We start from the raw sequence: 17,569 nt of genomic DNA on the forward strand, positions 1-17,569 counted from the left end.
GATCGCCCGCCGGTCAGGCCGGGTGGTTCGCGATGAGGTCGTCGATGACGGACCCGGCGCCGTTGTCGTAGGACAGCACCCACCAGCCGGAGCCGAAGGCGTACTGGGCGATCCCGTCCGGCGACGAGTACCGCGTGACGTCGCCCGCCTGGACACCGGTGACGCCCTGCGACTCGAGCAGCGCCTGCTGGGCTGCGGCCTGGGCCGGGGTGATCGGACTCCAGGCGAAGGCCGTCGACCCGACGGTGTCGCGGCCGAGGCGTCGGCACACGATGCCGCCGTACTCCAGCATCGAGAAGAGCTGCGCCAGCTCCGGCTCCTGCTTCACCTTCTCCCGGAACGGCGTCCCCTCGTCGTAGATGTGATCCGCGGTCATCCGATCGCGGGTGGACTGGTCGAGCAGGCTGTCGCAGGTCGCCGGGCCGGCGTAGTCGGGTGGCAGCGACGGCGTCGGAGCCGGGGATGGCGCGGCTCGCGTCGCGATCGGCGACGAGCTCGCGCTCCACGGCCGGTCGACCGGCGCGTGGAGCAGGGTGCGCGTGCCGATGGGCGACCGGAGCAGGAGGCCGCCGCCGCCGATGACCGGATGCGAGGTGCAGTCGATCCGGTCCTTCGGGCGCGTGCTCCGGATCGAGATCGTGATGCTCGAGGTCGTCTCCGTGACGGCGGCGCCGAGGTGGTGGCCGCAGGCAGGCTCGTCCTCGACGGCCGCCGGGTAGGCGACGAAGAGCATCGCCGACCGGTCACTGCTGGCGAGAACCACCCACGGCACGCTGATGCCGCGATCGGCCTCGACCTGCTCGAGCGTGCGGCCGGCGCCGGCGAGGCCCGCGTACTCCTCGGCGGCGAGACGGCCGTCGTCGGGCGTGGCGGTCGCGTGCGACGAGGGCGGACCTCCGTCGGACGGCGTCGACGGGCCGGGCGCGGCGGTCGGGGTGCATCCGGCCAGGAGGGCGAGCAGCACCGCTGCCGCGAGTGCGGACGTGCCCCTCCTGGTGCCCATGACGATCCGCCTCCGGTCGCGGCGCGTCGCATCGTCGGGCCGTGGCGACATCCTGCCGTCAGTCGCCGACGCCGGAGACCGGGCTGTCCCTGAGGGCTACCAGCGGTCCCAGTGCACGACCTCGTCGAGCGGACGGCGCTTCGGCTGCGCCCACGAGCCGCGCTCCGGATAGCCGAGCGGCACGAGGCACATGGTCAGCGCGTCGTCGGGGAGGCCGAGCAGCCGCCGGACGTCGTCCTCGTGCCCCTGGTACAGCGTCGTGAGGCTCGAGCCGATGCCGTGGGCGCGCGCGGCGAGCATGAGCTGCTGCACGGCGCCGTAGATCGACGCGCCGAGCCGCGGGTTCGTCGACCCGGCCGCGCCGAGCGCGACGGCGATCACCCAGACCGGCGCATCCGCGAGGTGCTGGGCGAGGTGCTCGGCGCCGAGGAACGCGCGGGGCGACATCGGCACGGTGCCGGCCGGCGCGGTGAGGATCTGCTCGCGGCGCGAGCCGTAGGCGCGGTTCCAGCCCTCCAGGTACCAGGCCGCGATCTGCCGTTTGATCTCCGGATCGCGCACGACGATCCAGGCCCACTGCTGCGAGTTGCCACCGGAGGGTCCCCGCACGGCCGCGTCGAGCAGCTCCCGGATGACCTGCTCGTCGATCGGCTCGGGCGACAGGTACCGCCGCGCCGGCGTGCTGTGCAGCGCCTCGAGGATGCCGAGGTCGGGGTCGGTCATGCCGTGCTCCTCGTCTGCCCGGCTGCGGCGCCGGGTCGTCCGGGCCATTCTGTCCGAGGAGCCCGCGCGGGCCCCGAGCGCACGGCGCGCCGTCGACCCGCGGTGGGAGGATCCTCGCGTGGCGTCGGACGATGAGGGCGAGCTGGAGGCACTGCGTGCGCGCGCCTACGGTCGGGGCGCCGACATCCAGCGGGATCCGGAGGCCGTGCGGCGGCTCCGCGCGCTCGAGGACGCGGCCGCCGGCGGTGCCGTCACTGACCCGGGACTGCGGGTCGCACCGGTCGCGACGGAGGAAGGCCGAGCTGAGGTCGAAGCCGAGCCACGCGACACGGTGCCCGCGGAATCGGACGCGGCGCCCTCCGCCGTCGGCCCGCTCGACGACCTCGACTCCGCGGCGGCGACTGACCCGCGCAGGTCGCCTCGGCCGCGCAGGGTCCTCGCGGCGGCGCTGGTCGCGGCCGCCGTGATCGTGGCCGTCGCGATCGTGGCCGCGGCGATGATCGTGGCCGGACGCCCGGATCCGCGGGTCGCCGGGGGCCACGAGGTCGCGCGCCTCGACGTCGACGCCGGCTTCGACGTCCCGACGCAGCTCGCGGGCGACGCCCCGGGCCGACGCACGTACGAGGCGCTCCACGGGCTGCGGGTCGTCACGTTCGCGTTCCCCTCCTCCCGCCGCACGGACGCGCCGGACTGCGCGATCGTCTTCGCGCCGACGACCGGCACGGCCGACGCCGTCGGATCGTGGGCCGTCGTCGCGAACGGCTGCGCGGGCGGCCGGTTCCCCGCCACGGCGACCGTCGTGACCGACGACGAGGCCCTGCCGACGGCGGTGCAGCGCGCCTATCCCGACGCGACGGCGCTGCAGTTCGTCGTCGACGCGTCCAGCGACCAGATCGTGGTCTTCGCCGACCGCTGACACGAGCGCGGTCGGCCCCGAGCACGGTCGCCCCGAGAACGTCACTCCGGCCGCGAGCGGGACGCGCGCTGCGCGGCGCGACGGCGCAGCCCGCGCACCTGCACGAGCGCCAGCACGCTCGCCGCGACGCCGAGCACGAGCAGCACGACCGCGAGCGTCGGATCGGTGCCGCCGAGCAGGCAGCCGACGAGGTAGATCGCCGCGAGCAGGGCCAGCGCCGGGCCGAGCACGGCAGCCTGGACGGCGTTGTACCGGGCGAGGCTCTCCGATCGCCGATGCAGGAACGACGTCCGGCTCCGACGCGGCGTGCGGGCGTCCGGGTCCTCCGGCTCGGTCATCCGGCCACTGTCGCACCGGAGCGCCGGGCGCGGCCGCGGCTCACGGCGGACGCACCGGCAACGCCCTTCCGCGGCGGTCGCCATCCGCGAGAGGGTTGAGGCATGGCTGCAGCGGAGCGCGATCCCGGCATCGGCACGACCCCGGAGTTCCCGTCGGCGGCCGGCTCCGATCCGAGCGCGCCGCACCTCACTGCCGCGACGATCGACGTCGATGCCGCCGCGGCCGGCACCCCGATCGAGCGGATCTGGGAGAGCGTCGGCTACGACGAGTTCAACTGGACCTACACCCCGACCGGGCGCCGCCTGCTGTCGACCATCGGGGACTTCGCGGGGCGCCCGTTCCACATCCGCCCGCACTACGTCTTCATCAGCGGCACGGGGTTCGGGCTGCCGCACCAGGGCAGCGGCAACGTCTACCACGAGCGCGCCGACGGCACCCCGTTCTACGACTTCGCGCTCGTCGACCAGGCGTACGACGCGATCGTCGGCGCCGGGCACCACGTGCTGGTCGAGCTGGGCTTCACGCCGCGCGACCTCGTGCCGGCGCGCGCGCACGACGAGCTCACGGTCACCGAGAGCCCGACCGTCTACTCGGCCTACGAGGCCGGGCACTGGAGCTATCCGCCGAGCGACTACGGCAGATGGGGCGACCTCGTCGCCGCGCTCGTGCGCCACAGCGTCGAGCGCTACGGGGCCGACGAGGTGCGCGAGTGGCTCTGGGAGCTGTGGAACGAGCCCGACATCTTCTACTGGCGCGGCACCGTCCAGGAGTTCTGCGAGCTCTACGCCGTCACGGCACGCGCCGTCCGGTCGGTGCTGCCGGATGCGAAGGTCGGCGGGCCGGCCGTGACGGGCGGCTCCGGCGGTGCCCTGTTCCTCCGCGAGTTCCTCGCGTACGCGGACCGAGAGGACCTGCCGATCGACTTCGTCTCGTTCCACACCAAGGGATCGTCGTTCGCGCCCTGGCGCACCTACGGCCCGATCGGCACGGAGGCGGGGACGGCGGAGTCGCGCACGGAGCGGCAGTCGCCGTCCACCACGAAGATGCTGTTCGAGATCCGGAGCCTGCTGCGCGTGATGGCCGAGTTCCCGCGCTTCGCCGGGCTGCCGGCCGTGGTCGACGAGTGCGACGCGGGCGTGCCCGCGCACTGGGGCGTCTACGACAACCCGAACTTCGTGTTCCAGAACACCGAGTACTACCCGGTGTTCCAGGTCGCGCTGATGAAGAAGCTGCTCGACCTCAATGCGCAGGAGATCGCGACCGTCACCCAGGCGACCACCTGGAGCTTCTACTTCGAGGGCGAGCGCTACTTCGAGGGCACGCGCGCCCTGCAGACCGCCGGCCGCGTCGACAAGCCGTTCCTCAACGCCTACCGGATGCTCGCGCGCCTCGGCTCGACGCGGATCCCGGCCGACTCGGATGCCGCCTGGGCGATCGATCGCCTCGACGCGACGGCGCCCGGCAGCGTGCCCGAGGAGATCGACGCGCTCGCGACCCGCGACGACGCGGGTACGGTGTCGGTGCTCGTCTACCGGCACGTCGACGACCAGTACCACGGCACCGGCGATCGGGTGCCGGTGCGGCTCCGAGTCGCGGGGCTCGCGCCCGGGGAGTACACCCTCGAGCACCACCGGATCGACGACACGCACAGCAACGCGCACTCCGTCTGGCGCGGCCTCGGCTCCCCGCAGGACCCGACCGACGAGCAGCTCGACGAGCTCCACCGGCGGATGGGACTCGAGGAGCTCGAGCCGGCGCGCACCGTCGCGGCCGGCGGCGATGCCATCGAGCTGACCGTCGACCTGCCGCTCCCGGCGGTGTCGCTGCTCGTGCTGCGGCCCGCGTCCGCGGCGGGTGGCGCGAGCTGAGGGCGTCGTGCCGATCGAGCCGTTCGACATCGCGGTGCCGCAGTCGGCGCTGGACGACCTGACCGCTCGGGTGCGCCGCACCCGGTTCGGCACGGCCTCCGGCACCGAGCCGTGGGCCGCGGGCGCCGATCCGGGCTATCTCCGGCGGCTCGCCGAACGGTGGTCCGACGGCTTCGACTGGCGGGCGCGGGAGCACGCCCTGGCGCGGCATCCCCACGTGCTCGTCACGACGCCGCTCGGTGCCGTGCACGCGATCACCGCCCGGTCGGTCGGCGGCTCGACGCTGCCGCCGCTCCTGCTGCTGCACGGCTGGCCCAGCACCGTCGCCGAGTACCTGCCGCTCGCGGATCGGATCACCGATCCGGCGCGGTTCGGCGCCGATCCGTCCTCGGCCCGGGACGTGGTCGTCGCGTCGCTGCCCGGGTTCGCCTGGGGGCCGATGATCGAGGGCCGGTGGACTCGCGACCGCGTCGCCGAGCTGCTGTCCGCGGCGATGACCGAGCTCGGCCATGACCGCTACGTCGTGTTCGGCGGCGACATCGGCGGCGGCGTCGCCGCGTGGATGGCGGCCCGCCATCCGGAGCAGGTCGCCGGGCTGCATCTCATCCACCCGCCGTTCCCCTCGTCCTTCGAGCCGGCGCCCACTCCGGAGGAGCAGGCGTTCCTCGACGCCGAGGCGCGCTACGACGAGACCGACGGCGGCTACAGCGCCATCATGATCACGCGCCCGGACACCGCGGCGGCCGCGCTGCTCGATTCGCCCGTCGGCACCGCGGCGTGGATCGCGGACAAGCTGCGCGACTGGTCGGACTGCGGCGGCGACCTCGATGCGCGATTCTCGCTCGATGACGTGCTCGAGATCGCGACGATCTACTGGGTGACGGGATCGATGGGCACGTCCTTCCGGCAGTACTCCGACTACCCGCACATGCCGGCCCGGCCGCCGATCACGGTGCCGAGCGCGTTCACGCTGAGTCGCGAGCCGGTGATGACGGGATTCCCGAGGAGCATCGCCGCGCGCGCCTGCACCCGGATCGTGCACTGGTCCGAACCGGAGCGCGGCGGCCACTTCCTCGCCTTCGAGGAGCCGGACCTCGTCGCCGCCGAGCTCCGCGCGGTGTGGGGCTGAACCGGGCGCCTAGCCGAGCACCACCCGCACCCCGGCCTTCTCGAACGGCCGCAGCGTGATCCGCACGAGGCCGTCGCCGTCGACGGCGAGCTCCGTGCGCACGTCGCCGAGCAGCGTCGTCAGCTGCGCGGACGCGAGCGGGACCCCGAACCGGATGCCGAGCTCGAGCTCCTCGTCCGCGTACGACTGGAGCCGCACGATGCTCGACGCGCGGCCGTCGGCCGAGCCCGAGCCGGAGCCCGCGCCGGTCGCGTCGCCCGCGACCACCGAGATCACGGCGACGCGGTCGTCGTCGAGCTCGAGCATGGCGCGCCCGAGCGCGGCGGCCACCGCATCCGTCGAGGCCGACCTGGCGGTCGCCTCCGCGCCGCGCGGCCCGCGCGCCCCGACCGCGCGGAGCGGACGGGCGAGCGCGGCGGCGGTGCGGATGGCGGTGCCCTCGAGCGAGCGCTCCGCATCGTCGGGCACGCCCACCGCGTACGTGAACGTCATCTCGAACGCCTGCTCGATCGGGAAGTTCGTGTCCCAGACGTTGTTGTGCACCCACGACCAGATCGTCGCCGGCTGCTCCGGCGCGGTGCTCGCCGGGAACGGCGCGTAGGGCACGGCCAGCGTCGACGGCTGCACGAGCGGGGCGTCCTGGGTGGCCCAGGCGACCCCGCCGTCCGCGCCGTCGACCGTCACCCAGTGCCGCACGGCCCGCATGTGCCGCGGCGCGCCGGGCACGTGCTCGAGGTCGTCGCCGGCGACGCCGCCCGACACCTCGTAGCGCACCGTCGGCTCGGTGACGGCGAACGGGAACGCGAAGTACGCGCTCTCCTTCTCGTCGGTGAGCGGCTTGCGGATGCGGTTCTCGATCACGAGCTGCGGCTCGCCGGAGCGGAGCCGCAGCGTGGTCGTGATGCCGTCGGTGCCGGGAGCGGCGGACTCGTACGAGATGCGCTGCTCGACCGCGTCGGCGGTGTGCTCGAGCACGAACGACGGGCGCGCGAGCTCGCGGCTGGCGAGCATCTCGAGCAGCTCGGAGGTCGCGAGCTTGTTGGCGAGGTGGTTGTTGCGCGGCGCGCTCGCGTACCGGTCGTAGACGTAGCCGTTGAAGCCGACGACGGCGCCGGACTGCACGAGCTCGCGGCCCGTGCGCACCTCGACGATCGACGCGATCGTCGACGTCGACGGATCGATCCGCACGACGAGGTGCTCGTTGCGGATGGTGAGCGGCTCGAGCTCGGAGGGCTCGGCGGCGGAGGAGCCCGCATCGCCGGACCCGGCCGCCACCACGTCGAACCGCAGCAGCCCGAAGGCGGCGGTGTCGTCGACCCGGAACGACACCCACCGGCCGGCCTCGCGGTGCGAGCGGTTCTCCTGCTCGGCCACCGCGTGCGGCGTCGTCGCGCCGGTGCGGGCATCCACGATGGCGAACGGCTGGTCGAACGGCACGAGCGACTCCTTGAGGAACGCCCGCACGACGGCGGTGCGCCGCAGCGCCGCCTGCTCGACGACGAGGAGGGAGGCGAGGGCGCCCTCGGCGGGCACCACGGCATCCGACACCGCGGCCAGTGCGGCGTCGACCAGGCCGTCGGCGCGGTCGCCCGCGATGTGCGCCTGCGCGGACTTCCACTGCCACTGGCGCTCGCCGGAGTCGTAGCCGCGATCGCCGTGCAGCCACGAGTTGCTCGCGCCCCAGGTGTGCTCGTCGAACATCGTGATCGAGTCGTACGCGGCCTCCGCCTTCGCGGACTCGTCGCGCACCGGCGCGCCGCCGGCCCAGGCCACGAGCTGCGAGGTCGCGCGGCCGTCGGCGGCGCGGTCCTGCGCGCGGCGCACGACCGACATGGCCTGCGCGGCGGAGCCGACGCCCTCGACCCACCAGTCGCCCCAGTCGCCGGTGAAGGTCTGCAGCTGGTCGCCGTAGCGCTCCTCCGCCTCGGCGAAGAAGTCGGCGTTCGTCGACACCCGCAGCCGCGGCGACTCCCACGTCTCGTTCCACTCGCGCACGATCTCGGAGACCCGTGCGCGAGCCGGTGCGTTGTCCGCGATCCAGCCGTGCGTGCGCAGGTGCAGCACGTCCCACGGGTACGCCGTCGGCGGCTCGATGGTCTCGCCGTGCGCGCCGAACGCGCCGGGCGGGAACGGGTAGCCGCGGGTGGCCAGGTCCTCGAGGTACGCGGGGAAGTGCTCGTCGACCCACTCGATGCCGTCGTGGAAGCCGAGCATCGGCCCCTCCATGTAGGCGAGCCCGTGGGGCGAGTCCGTCATCCAGACGATGACCTCGCCACCGGCCGGGGTGCGCCAGCGGAACAGGCGCGGCAGGTCGAAGCCGCCGTTCGTGTGCGGCTGCGAGCGGCCCGCCCAGTTGTGCGCGACGGAGAGGTAGCGCACACCGACCTCCTGCAGCGCGTCGGGCAGGCCGACGACCTGGCCGGGCACATCCGTCTGCATCGCGGTCGGGAACGCGATGCCGTGCTCGTCGCGGAGCCGTCGCGCACCGGCCAGCAGCTCGTGCAGCTCCTCCGTCGAGCAGACGTCGGTGTGCAGGTTGAACGGCAGCGCGCTGAGGTCGACGCGGCCCTCGCGCACGCGGCGCAGCAGCTCCTCGACGCGGGCCTCGGAGCGGTGCGCGGCCCAGTCGGTGAATGCCCAGAGCGCCTCCGCGTTCCAGCGGAAGCGCGCGTCGTCGGGCCAGTCGTCGGTCAACTCGGCGAGCTCGAGCACCGAGTCGAGGTACGAGCGCTGCGCCTGGAAGACCTCGGTCTGCGGATCGGTGTAGCCGAAGTCGAAATGGGAGTGGTGCACGAGGTGCACCGACCAGGCCCGCTGGGGCAGGAGGGTCAGCTCGAGGCGGTCGTCGCCGGCCGTGATCGCGACCGGGGTCGGCCCCTCGACCCGGCGAACCAGCAGGCGGATCGAGCCCGCGGGGCCGTCCGTCACGGCGACGAGCAGGTCGTCGCCCGAGCCGTCGGCTCGCACGCCGTCGATGACGGGCCGGTCGCCGGCATCCATCACGACCCGCACCGCCTGCACCGGCACGCCGTCCTCCGTGCGCAGCAGCGGCTCCGGGATGACGCGGATGCTCGCGCCGCCCAGGGTGCCGCGAACGGCGACCGCGCGGTCGATCATGCCGCGACGCGCGTCGTCGTCGCGCCACGGGTGGGCGGAGATGAGTGCGGGAGTGGACACGGGAGGCTCCTGTTCGTGGATGTTCCGGTCGGGGCTGCTGGTCAGTCGTCGCGCTCGGTGCCGCGCACCGAGGCCTGCACGGTCGCGAACCGGGTCGCGCGCGCGCCGGGCGCGGGGCGGAGCTCGTAGCGGCCGACCGCGGCCGGCACGACGAACGTCTCCGCGTAGTGGATGACGTAGGGCTCGAATGCGCCGTCGGGGCTGACGACCTCGACCGCGTCGCCCTCGACGAGGTTGAGCACGTGGACGGTGCCGTGGGTGTCGCGAGCCGAGGCGCGGTCGAACCAGTGCCGGCGCACCTCGATGAACTCGAGCTCGTGCAGGCCGGTGCGCTCCTCGCGCTGCCCGCCGTCGTCGACGAGCACGTCGACCCGCCCGACGAGGTTCCGCTCCGTCCAGCCGGTGTCGCGATCCCACCGGATGTTCGCCAGGCCGTGGTCGAGGTGCACCGGCCGGGGCACGCCGTCGAGGCCGAGGCGCCCCCAGTCCCAGAGCTTGAAGGTGAAGATGAACGGGGTCGCCGAGATCTCGAGCACCATCGAGTCGGAGCCGCTGCAGTGCACGGTGCCGGCCGGGATCGCGAAGTGGTCGTGCTTCGCGGCCGGGAACCGGTTCACGAAGCGCTCCGTGTCGAAGGGTGCGCCGCCGGCCGCGGCCTCGCGCAGGGCCGCCGCCATCTCGTCCGGGTCGACGCCCTCGCGCAGCCCGAGGTAGACGCTCGCATCCGGCGCCGCGTCGAGCAGGTAGTAGCTCTCGTCCTGCGTGTACGGCATGCCGAAGGTGCGCTGGATGTAGTCGGTCAGCGGGTGCACCTGCAGCGACAGGTTGCCGCCGTCCATCGTGTCGAGGAAATCGAAGCGGATGGGGAACTCGGCCCCGAAGCGCGCGTGCGTGAGCTCGCCGAGCAGCTCGCGCGGCCGTGAGAGCACGAGATCCATGGCGGGGATCTCGACGACGGGCACGTCGTCCGCATCCGCGTCGCGACTCGGACCCGCCGCGGGCGCGAGCAGCAGCGAGTTCTCCTCCGGCACGCAGTCGAAGCACCAGGCGTAGTTCGCCGGCTCCGGGTCGAGGCCGAGGCGCTCCTTCATCCACTGGCCGCCCCAGACGCCGGGGTCGAAGAACGGCACGAGCCGGAACGGCGCGCGGGCGGCGGCCGCGAGCGCGTCGCGGAACGCGTCGCCGTCGACGGCGGTGAGGTCGCCGACGCCGCGGTTCGAGTCGAGCACGAGATCCACCCGGTCGAGCAGCCCGCGCTTGTGGTCGTCGGCGGTGCGCCACTCGACGAAGAAGCCGCGCTTATACTTGCGCAGCTGGTCCTCGTGCGGGTTGGCGGCGCGCCAGTTCGTGCCGCCGGCGCGCTGCCGGCGCTGGATCTCCCACCGGGCGAGATCCGCCAGCACGAGCAGGTCGGCGTCGGGTGCGACCCGCGCCGCGCCCCAGCCGACGAGCAGCGTCGGGCGGTCGCGGCCGTCCGCCTCGGCGCGCAGGCGCGACACCGCCACGGGGTCGAGGAAGACGTCGAGGTCGAGGTGCGAGAGCCATCCGAAGACCCGGTCGTCGGTCAGCGCCGGCGCGATCCGCGCGTCGATCTCGGCGAGCGGACGTGCGGTGGCCTCCTCGGCATCGCGCACGTCCCAGCCGGGGAGCGCGGCGGCGGCCGTTGCGACGAGCTCGGCGACCTCGACGCCGGGGTAGGCGTCGATCACGACGAGGGGAGGCGCGGTGCCGGCCGCGCGGTCCGCGGCCTCCGCGATCGCAGCCCAGACACCGGCGCCCTCGTGCACCGTCGACCCCGCCGGCAACGGGATGGTCGGGCGGGTCACGTACGAGCTGCCGCGGCGGCCGGTCATCGCGCGGCTCCTTCGGCGAGCACGGCGAGCCCGAGCGCGACGGAGAGGTCGGGGCGCTCCGGCACGACGATCCGGGGTCGCGGCAGCGAGCGCCAGAGGTGCCGCTCGACGTGCTCGCGGATCGGCCCGAGCACCGTCTCGCCCGCGCCGAGCACGCCGCCGGTGACGACGACGACCTCCGGATCGACGGCGTGGCAGAGCGACACGATCACGCTGCCCCAGACCCGGGTGAAGCGGGCGAGGAGGTCGAGGGCGACCGCGTCCCCGCCTCGCGCCCCGGCCACCAGGTCGGCGATGCCGGCGCGCCCGGCTCCCCGGCTCGCGAGCCCGGCGGCCCAGTCCGATCCGGCGGCACCGGGATGCTCGCGCACGGCCCGCGCGAGCGCCCAGGTGCTCGCGATCGCCTCCGCGCAGCCGACGTTGCCGCAGACGCACTCCGGGCCGTCGAGGTCGACCGTGACGTGACCGCCGAGCACGCCGCCGTGGCCGTGCGCGCCGCGGACCAGCTCGCCGCCGACCAGGGCCGCGGTGCCGATCCCGGTGCCGAGGGTCAGCAGCACCGCGTCGGAGGCTCCCACGGCGGCGCCGCGCCGGGTCTCGCCGAGCAGCGCGGCCCTGGCGTCGTTCTCGACGACGGCGCCGACGCCGAAGCGCGCTCGGCTCCAGGCGTCGAGGTCGACGCCGGTCAGCGTCTCGAGCTTGCCGTAGACGGCGCTGAGGCTCCGGCCCGCCGGGTCGACGATGCCCGCGACCGCGATGCCGACCCGGCCGTGCGGCGGGAGCGCTGCCGCCGCGGGCCCGGCCGCGCCCAGCACGTCGTCGGCCGCCCGCGCGACCGTGTCGAGCACCGGTTCGGCCGCGTCGAGTGCGGCTGTCGAGTCCGCGAGCCGAAGTCCGCCCGCGAGCACGGCGGACTTCACGGCGGTGCCTCCGATGTCGAGGCACAGCACCGGTGCGTCGTCGGCGACCGTCACGCTGGTAACGATACCAAGCCAGCGGCCGGCGTCAACCGGCGAGCGGGATGGCGTGCCTCATCCTTCGCTCCGTGCGCGCACCGGACCCCGTACCGAGCCCGGCCGGACGGCCGTCACGGACGTGGGGATCGTGATGAGCCGGGGTCCGTCGGGAGCGCGCCGCCCCGCGACATCGCCCGCCGGGTCGTCCGCCGCTCCGCCGCCGGGGCCCTGCTCGGCGAGTCGGTCGAACAGCAGCCGCCCCGCGGCGACGCCGAGCGCGCGGGGATCGTGATCGATGATCGTGACCGGCACCGGCATGAGCTCCGCCAGCTCGAACCGGTCGAAGCTGACGATCGCCGGCAGGGCGGCGGGCGGGGTGCCGTGCTCGATGCGCCGTCCGATCTCGGTCAGTGCTCCGATCGCGTTCCGGTTGTTCGCGCAGAACACGGCGGTCGGCGGGCGCTCGCGGTCGAGGAGCGCGGCCATCGCCGCGGCGGCGGAGTCGACATCCCGCTGGCTCCGCCGCACGAGCGCGGGGTCGATCTCGAGCCCGCGCTCCCGGTGGGCGCGCACGAAGCCCTCGTAGCGGCGCCGGCCGGTGAAGACCGACTCCTCGGTGCCGAGGTAGCCGATCCGCGTGTGCCCCGCCTCGAGCGCGGAGCGCGTGCCGTGCCGGGCGCCGTCGACGTCGTCGACGAGGACGGCATCCGCGGCGACACCCGCGACCAGCCGCGAGGCGAGCACGACGGGGAGGCCGCGGACGGCGGCGGGCGCGAGCGCCTCCGCCGATCCGGACGGCACGACCACGAGCCCCTCGACCTGCCGGCCGACGAAGTCGTCGAGCAGCTGGCGCTCGCGCTCCGGCTCCTCGTTCGAGCTGCCGAGCAGGATGCGGCGGCCGGACTGCGCGGCCACCTCCTCCACGCCGAGCGCGAACTGGCCGTAGTAGGGGTTCGCGAGGTTCGTGATCGCGACGCCGATGAGCCCGCTCGCCTGCCCGGGCCGGAGGCTGCGCGCGTTCTCGTTGCGGTGGTACCCGAGCTCGCGGGCCGCCTCGAGCACCCGCTCCTGCAGCTCGGGCCGCACCGACGCCCCGCCGGCGAACGTGCGCGACACCGTCATCGGGCTCACCCCGGCGAGCCGGGCGACCTCATTCACGGTCGGTGCGCGTCCGACCCGGCCTGCGCCGCCCATCTGCTCGCCTCCGCCGACCTCAGACCGCGAACCGGCTCACGCGGACGCGGATGACGCGGTCGGGGCCGAGCACCGTGCGCGCCGCCGCCGCGACCTCTGCCGCCACGTCCCCGGTGAGCCGATCGCTGTCGACGGCGACGTTGATCAGCGCGGCCGCGCCGTCGCTGTCGAGCGCCGTCTGCGCCAGAGGACGGTCGGCGAGCAGCTGGTGCGCCGACCGGACGACCGCCGGGTCGCCGGGGTAGAGCCGGTGCACGCCGGGCACGGCCCGCACCGCATCGTCGACGGCGAGCGCGAGCGCTCCGAGGTCCACCGCGTCGCTCATCGCTCGTCCTTCCGGGTCGGCAGGCGGATGTCGTCGACCGTCACGTCGATGGCTGAGGGCGTGAGCGGCGTCGAGCGCAGCAGGGTGGTGCTGATGGCCCGGCGCACCTCGTCGGCGACGACGTTGAGCGGCCGGTCGAACAGCACGCTGATCGCGACGTCGACCACAGCGGATCGGTCGTCGGCGATCTCGAGCCGCACACTCCCGACGAGCACGCCCTCGACGGCGTCCCCGGCCGCCCGAACGGCCTCCCGGATCGCCCCCTCGGTCACCGCCAGCGTGGTGGACTCGTCGGCGGCGGGGAACTCGACGTCGCGTCCGGCCCGGACCTCGCGGCTGATCGAGCCGAGCAGCTCGTCGAACCACGACTGCGCGGGCGCCGGCATGGTGGCCGCGCGCTCGTCGACGAGGGCGCGCTGGAGGGTGCCGAGCCGCTCGATCGAGTCGAGCAGCGCCTGGCACTCCGGGTTGTCGTCGATGGCGGCGATCGCCGGCGTGCGTCCCCGATCGGCGTACGCGGAGAGGGCGTCGAGGTCGTACCCCGATCCGCCGATACCGGAGCTGTCGGTCACGGGGTCCTCCACTCCATCATCCGCTCGAGCAGGTGCGCACGTGCTCGAGCGAGGCGGCCGCGCACCGTCGAGACCGGCACGTCGAGATCGGCCGCGATCTCCTCGTAGCTGGCCCCGGAGATCTCCCGCAGCGTCCACGTGATCCGCACGTCGTCGGGCAGCTCGGCGAGCGCGGCGTTCAGGGCCGTCATCTGCGATGAGAGCTCGGCCGAGCGCTCCGGCCCCGGGCTCTCCGTCGCCGCGTCGTGATCGTCGAGCGGGACGGATGCCGGTCGCCGCCGGAGCCGGTCGGTCGCCTTGCGCGCGGTGATCGTCGTGAGCCAGCTGCGCAGCTGCTGCGCGTCCCGCAGCTCCGGCAGCTTGTCCCACGCGGTGATCAGCGCGTCCTGCACCACGTCGTCGACGTCCGACGTCGATCGCAGCAGACCGGTGGCGAAGGCGCGGAGGTACGGCGCGTGCCGACGCACGATCACGGCGAACGCGAGCTCGTCGCCATCGCCGGCTCGGCGGGCGAGCAGGGCGTCGGCGGCGTCGTCGAGAGCGCTCACGCGTCCGCCTCTCTCAGCGATCTGCCAGCAAATGATCCGTGACGAAACCCCGTCGCGCAGCGTCTCCGTCGTGAACACCGTAGGGCAGGACACGAGGTCCGGCCCGCATCAGAAGGAGAACGCACATGGCGCAGGCAGGAACCCCCATTTCCGCCCCGATCACCCCGCAGGGCAAGACCACGATCGTCGACCCGGTCGTCGCGAAGATCGCCGGCATCGCGGCGCGCGAGGTGCCCGGCGTCTTCGCGCTCGGCGGCGGTGCGGCGCGACTCATCGGCACCGTGCGCGACGCGATCGGCAACACCGACCTCACGCAGGGCGTGAAGGTCGAGGTCGGCGAGACCCAGGTCGCCGCCGACGTGACCATCGTCGTCGAGTACCCGCAGCCGCTGCAGCTCGTCGCCGACGGCGTGCGCGCCGCCGTGGCCGACGCGATCACCGGTCTCATCGGCCTCGAGGTCGCGGAGATCAACGTCATCGTCAGCGACGTGCACGTGCCCGGCGAGGACGCGGAGCCCGAGGAGGCGCGGGTCCTGTGAACCCGGCCGTGATCGGCGGCGCCGCGGGCGTCGTACTCGCGCTCGCCGCGCTGGCGTTCGGGTTCTGGGGGTTCCTCCTCGTGCTCGTGCTCGGCGCGGCCGGCGCCCTGATCGGGGCGGTCGTCACCGGCCGCGTCGACCTGCGTGCGGCGCTGGGCGCCGCGCGCGGCCGCCGCGTCGGATGACCGCCGCAGGCCGCGTGACCGTCACGAGTCGCGCCATGTCGACGGTGCTCGCCGCCGTCGCGGCGAAGCAGCTCGGCGTGCGCGCGTCGCGCGTGCGGGTCGAGCTGGCCGATGACGCGAGCCGGCTCGGTGTCGCCGTCACCGGGCCGGCCCGCGTGGCCGAGCCTGCGCCGACGCTGCGCGAGCTCGGCGCGACCGTGCGCGAGGCCGTCCTCGCGGACGGCGCGCGCATCACCGGCGCGGAGATCAGCCGCGTCACCGTCCGGATCACCGGACACGAGACCGTCGAACGGAGGACACGATGACGGATCGACGCTTCACCGCCATGCTGGCGCGACGCGGACTGCACCGCTCGCGCTCCGTCGCGGTCTCGATCGCGCTCGCGCTGCTGGCGCTCGTCGGCCTGGCGGTCGCCGCGCTCGGCATCGCGCCGGCGGTGGGTCTGACGCTGCCGGTGACGCTGCAGTCGGTGCTCGAGGAGCTCGCCGCCGGTGCCGCGATCGCCTGGACCGTCGTCGGCGTGCTGGCCGCCGTCGGGCTGATCGCGATCATCTCCGCGCTGTCACCGGCGCGCCGGGCCCGGCACCGACTCGACGACGACCGATCTGTCGTGCTGGTCGATGACGACGTGCTGGCCGGCGCCGTGTCCGACCACGCGGCGAGGATCGCCGGCGTCGCGGACGACCAGGTGACGACCGCCGTCTCCATCCGCTCCCTCCGCACGATCGTGCGGCCGACCTCCGGGCACCCGCTCGACCGGGAGACGATCGCCGCCGAGGTGCGCGGCTACGCCGCCGGGCTCCGGCCGGTCGGACGGATGCACACGCGCGCCGACGTCGAGTCGTCGGGGGTGGTGGGCGCATGACCCGCACCAACCGCACCCTCAACCGCGTCGTGCTCGCCGTGCTCGGGCTGCTCGCGCTCGCCGCCTCGGCGGCGGTCGCGTCCGTCTCGCTCGCGAAAGCCGCCTGGATGCCGGATGCGCTCCGCACGCTGAGCGGCACTGCCGCGAAGATCGTCCGTGACGCCGGCCGGTGGGTCGACGAGCCCGCGAACGGGGCCATCGCCGGTTCGGCAGGCGTCCTCATCGCGGTGATCGCGATCCTGATGATCGCGACCCGCGGCCGCGGCGGCACCCCGATCGCCGACTCGGATGCCGACGTCGACATCACCATCGGCGCCGTGCGCGACATCGTCGCGGCGCGGCTGCGTCCGGTGCCCGCTGTGCTGGCGACGCGCGCCGACGCCCACCGGCTGCGCGGCCGCACCGTCATCACGCTGACGCTCTCGACCCGGCGCCGCGCCGACCTCGCGCTCATCCTCGAGCGCGCCCGCGAGGCGGTCGCCGCCCTCGACGCCGCGCTCGGCGTCGCACCGCCCGTCGTCATCCGGATCCGCTCCGGCTGGCGCTCGACCCTCGCCCGCGACCAGCGGGCCGAGTGAACCCCACCGGAAGGAGACCCACCATGGCACTCGACGACGACATCAAGAACGGCGCCCAGAACCTGGCCGGCAAGGCCAAGGAGGCGGTCGGCAAGGCCACCGACAACCCGAAGCTCGAGGCGGAGGGCAAGGCCGATCAGGTCGCCGCCTCCGCGAAGGGCGTGGTCGCCGACGCGAAGGACAAGCTCACCGGCAGGTGAGCGCAGACAGGCGGGGTGGTTCCCGCCGAGGGGCCTCCGGACAATCCCTGATCCGCGTCCGGAAGCTCCGCGCGGACGGCCCGGGCTCGCGCCCGGGCCGTCTGTGTGCCCGGAGCCGGGTCGTCCGGAGCGGGACACCGAGCCCGGATCCGGAGCCCCGGTCCGCCGGCCCCCGATCGGCCCGCGACGCTGCATGCCGCGATCCGTAGCCTCACGACCATGACGCACCTGCTGTTCTCGTTCGGCACCCTGCGGCAGGACCGCGTGCAGCGCGAGCTGTTCGGCCGCGCCGTGCCGACCGAGCCCGACTCGCTGCGCGGCCATGTGCTCGGCGAGGTGGTCATCACCGATCCCGAGGTGATCCGGATGAGCGGCAGCGACGTGCACCCCGGCCTGCTGCGCACCGACGTCGACGCGGATGTCGTGGAGGGCGCGGTGCTCGCCGTCGCCGACCGAGAGCTCGCCGCCGCCGACCGCTACGAAGCGGCCGCCTACCGCCGGGCGGCGGTCACGCTCGAGTCCGGACGCGGGGCCTGGGTGTACGTGCCGAAGTCGGCCGAGGACTGACGCGGGCCGGTCGCGCTGAATCGCTTCACCGG

Annotated in this window: 20 protein-coding genes; 10 read left to right on the forward strand and 10 right to left on the reverse strand. The window is 74.3% G+C overall.

Annotated features, from left to right (window positions below):
* Positions 1–13: 13 nt before the first annotated feature.
* Both AC1RSJ_RS01950 and AC1RSJ_RS01955 read right to left on the reverse strand, forming a co-directional pair.
* Positions 14–1,003, reverse strand: a complete 990-nt coding sequence (locus AC1RSJ_RS01950; protein ID WP_493116636.1) for a hypothetical protein — start codon at positions 1,001–1,003, stop codon at positions 14–16.
* A 96-nt stretch (positions 1,004–1,099) separates the two neighbouring features.
* The gene (locus tag AC1RSJ_RS01955; protein WP_493116637.1) at positions 1,100–1,726 is read right to left on the reverse strand and encodes a nitroreductase family protein; all 627 of its coding nucleotides are present in this window, start codon (positions 1,724–1,726) and stop codon (positions 1,100–1,102) included.
* Between the two features lie 118 nt (positions 1,727–1,844).
* On the opposite strand from AC1RSJ_RS01955, the gene AC1RSJ_RS01960 reads away from it, so the two are divergent.
* Positions 1,845–2,642, forward strand: coding sequence for a hypothetical protein (locus tag AC1RSJ_RS01960; protein ID WP_493116638.1), 798 nt, complete (start codon positions 1,845–1,847; stop codon positions 2,640–2,642).
* 41 nt (positions 2,643–2,683) lie between these two features.
* Here the strand turns inward: AC1RSJ_RS01960 and AC1RSJ_RS01965 are convergent, their stop codons facing one another.
* A complete protein-coding gene (locus AC1RSJ_RS01965) occupies positions 2,684–2,980 on the reverse strand; it encodes a hypothetical protein (RefSeq protein WP_493116639.1) in 297 nt (98 codons plus the stop codon).
* Between the two features lie 102 nt (positions 2,981–3,082).
* On the opposite strand from AC1RSJ_RS01965, the gene AC1RSJ_RS01970 reads away from it, so the two are divergent.
* Entirely contained in the window at positions 3,083–4,849 is a 1,767-nt protein-coding gene (locus AC1RSJ_RS01970) for a GH39 family glycosyl hydrolase (protein WP_493116640.1), read from the forward strand.
* Positions 4,836–5,978, forward strand: coding sequence for an epoxide hydrolase family protein (locus AC1RSJ_RS01975; protein ID WP_493116641.1), 1,143 nt, complete (start codon positions 4,836–4,838; stop codon positions 5,976–5,978). Before AC1RSJ_RS01970 ends, AC1RSJ_RS01975 begins: the two co-directional genes overlap by 14 nt.
* 9 nt (positions 5,979–5,987) lie before the next feature.
* Here the strand turns inward: AC1RSJ_RS01975 and AC1RSJ_RS01980 are convergent, their stop codons facing one another.
* Genes AC1RSJ_RS01980 through AC1RSJ_RS02010 form a run of 7 tightly spaced genes read right to left on the reverse strand, consistent with a single transcriptional unit; the run spans position 5,988 to position 14,603 of the window.
* Complete coding sequence (locus AC1RSJ_RS01980) at positions 5,988–9,155, reverse strand: glycoside hydrolase family 38 N-terminal domain-containing protein (protein WP_493116642.1); 3,168 nt, start codon at positions 9,153–9,155, stop codon at positions 5,988–5,990.
* A gap of 41 nt (positions 9,156–9,196) precedes the next feature.
* Entirely contained in the window at positions 9,197–11,008 is a 1,812-nt protein-coding gene (locus tag AC1RSJ_RS01985; protein ID WP_493116643.1) for a class I mannose-6-phosphate isomerase, read from the reverse strand.
* Positions 11,005–11,982, reverse strand: a complete 978-nt coding sequence (locus AC1RSJ_RS01990) for an ROK family protein (RefSeq protein ID WP_493116644.1) — start codon at positions 11,980–11,982, stop codon at positions 11,005–11,007. The genes AC1RSJ_RS01985 and AC1RSJ_RS01990 overlap by 4 nt, the downstream gene beginning before the upstream one ends.
* A gap of 57 nt (positions 11,983–12,039) precedes the next feature.
* Positions 12,040–13,122, reverse strand: a complete 1,083-nt coding sequence (locus AC1RSJ_RS01995) for a LacI family DNA-binding transcriptional regulator (protein ID WP_493116645.1) — start codon at positions 13,120–13,122, stop codon at positions 12,040–12,042.
* 55 nt (positions 13,123–13,177) lie between these two features.
* Entirely contained in the window at positions 13,178–13,483 is a 306-nt protein-coding gene (locus AC1RSJ_RS02000) for a hypothetical protein (protein WP_493116646.1), read from the reverse strand.
* Positions 13,480–14,055, reverse strand: coding sequence for an Asp23/Gls24 family envelope stress response protein (locus tag AC1RSJ_RS02005; protein ID WP_493116647.1), 576 nt, complete (start codon positions 14,053–14,055; stop codon positions 13,480–13,482). The genes AC1RSJ_RS02000 and AC1RSJ_RS02005 overlap by 4 nt, the downstream gene beginning before the upstream one ends.
* A complete protein-coding gene (locus tag AC1RSJ_RS02010; protein WP_493116648.1) occupies positions 14,052–14,603 on the reverse strand; it encodes an RNA polymerase sigma factor in 552 nt (183 codons plus the stop codon). Before AC1RSJ_RS02010 ends, AC1RSJ_RS02005 begins: the two co-directional genes overlap by 4 nt.
* 125 nt (positions 14,604–14,728) lie before the next feature.
* On the opposite strand from AC1RSJ_RS02010, the gene AC1RSJ_RS02015 reads away from it, so the two are divergent.
* From AC1RSJ_RS02015 to AC1RSJ_RS02045, 7 genes are all read left to right on the forward strand, one after another.
* Positions 14,729–15,142, forward strand: coding sequence for an Asp23/Gls24 family envelope stress response protein (locus AC1RSJ_RS02015; RefSeq protein ID WP_493116649.1), 414 nt, complete (start codon positions 14,729–14,731; stop codon positions 15,140–15,142).
* A complete protein-coding gene (locus AC1RSJ_RS02020) occupies positions 15,139–15,327 on the forward strand; it encodes a DUF2273 domain-containing protein (protein ID WP_493116650.1) in 189 nt (62 codons plus the stop codon). The genes AC1RSJ_RS02015 and AC1RSJ_RS02020 overlap by 4 nt, the downstream gene beginning before the upstream one ends.
* 14 nt (positions 15,328–15,341) lie before the next feature.
* Positions 15,342–15,632, forward strand: coding sequence for a hypothetical protein (locus AC1RSJ_RS02025; protein WP_493116651.1), 291 nt, complete (start codon positions 15,342–15,344; stop codon positions 15,630–15,632).
* Positions 15,629–16,192, forward strand: coding sequence for a hypothetical protein (locus tag AC1RSJ_RS02030; RefSeq protein ID WP_493116652.1), 564 nt, complete (start codon positions 15,629–15,631; stop codon positions 16,190–16,192). Before AC1RSJ_RS02025 ends, AC1RSJ_RS02030 begins: the two co-directional genes overlap by 4 nt.
* Positions 16,189–16,770, forward strand: a complete 582-nt coding sequence (locus AC1RSJ_RS02035; protein ID WP_493116653.1) for a hypothetical protein — start codon at positions 16,189–16,191, stop codon at positions 16,768–16,770. The genes AC1RSJ_RS02030 and AC1RSJ_RS02035 overlap by 4 nt, the downstream gene beginning before the upstream one ends.
* Positions 16,771–16,793: 23 nt before the next feature.
* Positions 16,794–16,970, forward strand: coding sequence for a CsbD family protein (locus tag AC1RSJ_RS02040; RefSeq protein ID WP_493116654.1), 177 nt, complete (start codon positions 16,794–16,796; stop codon positions 16,968–16,970).
* A gap of 219 nt (positions 16,971–17,189) precedes the next feature.
* Entirely contained in the window at positions 17,190–17,537 is a 348-nt protein-coding gene (locus AC1RSJ_RS02045) for a gamma-glutamylcyclotransferase (RefSeq protein ID WP_493116655.1), read from the forward strand.
* Positions 17,538–17,569 lie beyond the last annotated feature (32 nt).

It is taken from the genome of Schumannella sp. GW821-FHT10F01 (assembly GCF_058809295.1).

Coding starts and splice junctions, on each gene's coding strand:
- AC1RSJ_RS01950 (WP_493116636.1), bottom strand. CDS start 1,003: ATGGGCACCAGGAGGGGCACGTCCGCACTCGCGGCAGCGGTGCTGCTC.
- AC1RSJ_RS01955 (WP_493116637.1), bottom strand. CDS start 1,726: ATGACCGACCCCGACCTCGGCATCCTCGAGGCGCTGCACAGCACGCCG.
- AC1RSJ_RS01965 (WP_493116639.1), bottom strand. CDS start 2,980: ATGACCGAGCCGGAGGACCCGGACGCCCGCACGCCGCGTCGGAGCCGG.
- AC1RSJ_RS01970 (WP_493116640.1), top strand. CDS start 3,083: ATGGCTGCAGCGGAGCGCGATCCCGGCATCGGCACGACCCCGGAGTTC.
- AC1RSJ_RS01985 (WP_493116643.1), bottom strand. CDS start 11,008: ATGACCGGCCGCCGCGGCAGCTCGTACGTGACCCGCCCGACCATCCCG.
- AC1RSJ_RS02000 (WP_493116646.1), bottom strand. CDS start 13,483: ATGAGCGACGCGGTGGACCTCGGAGCGCTCGCGCTCGCCGTCGACGAT.
- AC1RSJ_RS02015 (WP_493116649.1), top strand. CDS start 14,729: ATGGCGCAGGCAGGAACCCCCATTTCCGCCCCGATCACCCCGCAGGGC.
- AC1RSJ_RS02030 (WP_493116652.1), top strand. CDS start 15,629: ATGACGGATCGACGCTTCACCGCCATGCTGGCGCGACGCGGACTGCAC.
- AC1RSJ_RS02035 (WP_493116653.1), top strand. CDS start 16,189: ATGACCCGCACCAACCGCACCCTCAACCGCGTCGTGCTCGCCGTGCTC.
- AC1RSJ_RS02040 (WP_493116654.1), top strand. CDS start 16,794: ATGGCACTCGACGACGACATCAAGAACGGCGCCCAGAACCTGGCCGGC.
- AC1RSJ_RS02045 (WP_493116655.1), top strand. CDS start 17,190: ATGACGCACCTGCTGTTCTCGTTCGGCACCCTGCGGCAGGACCGCGTG.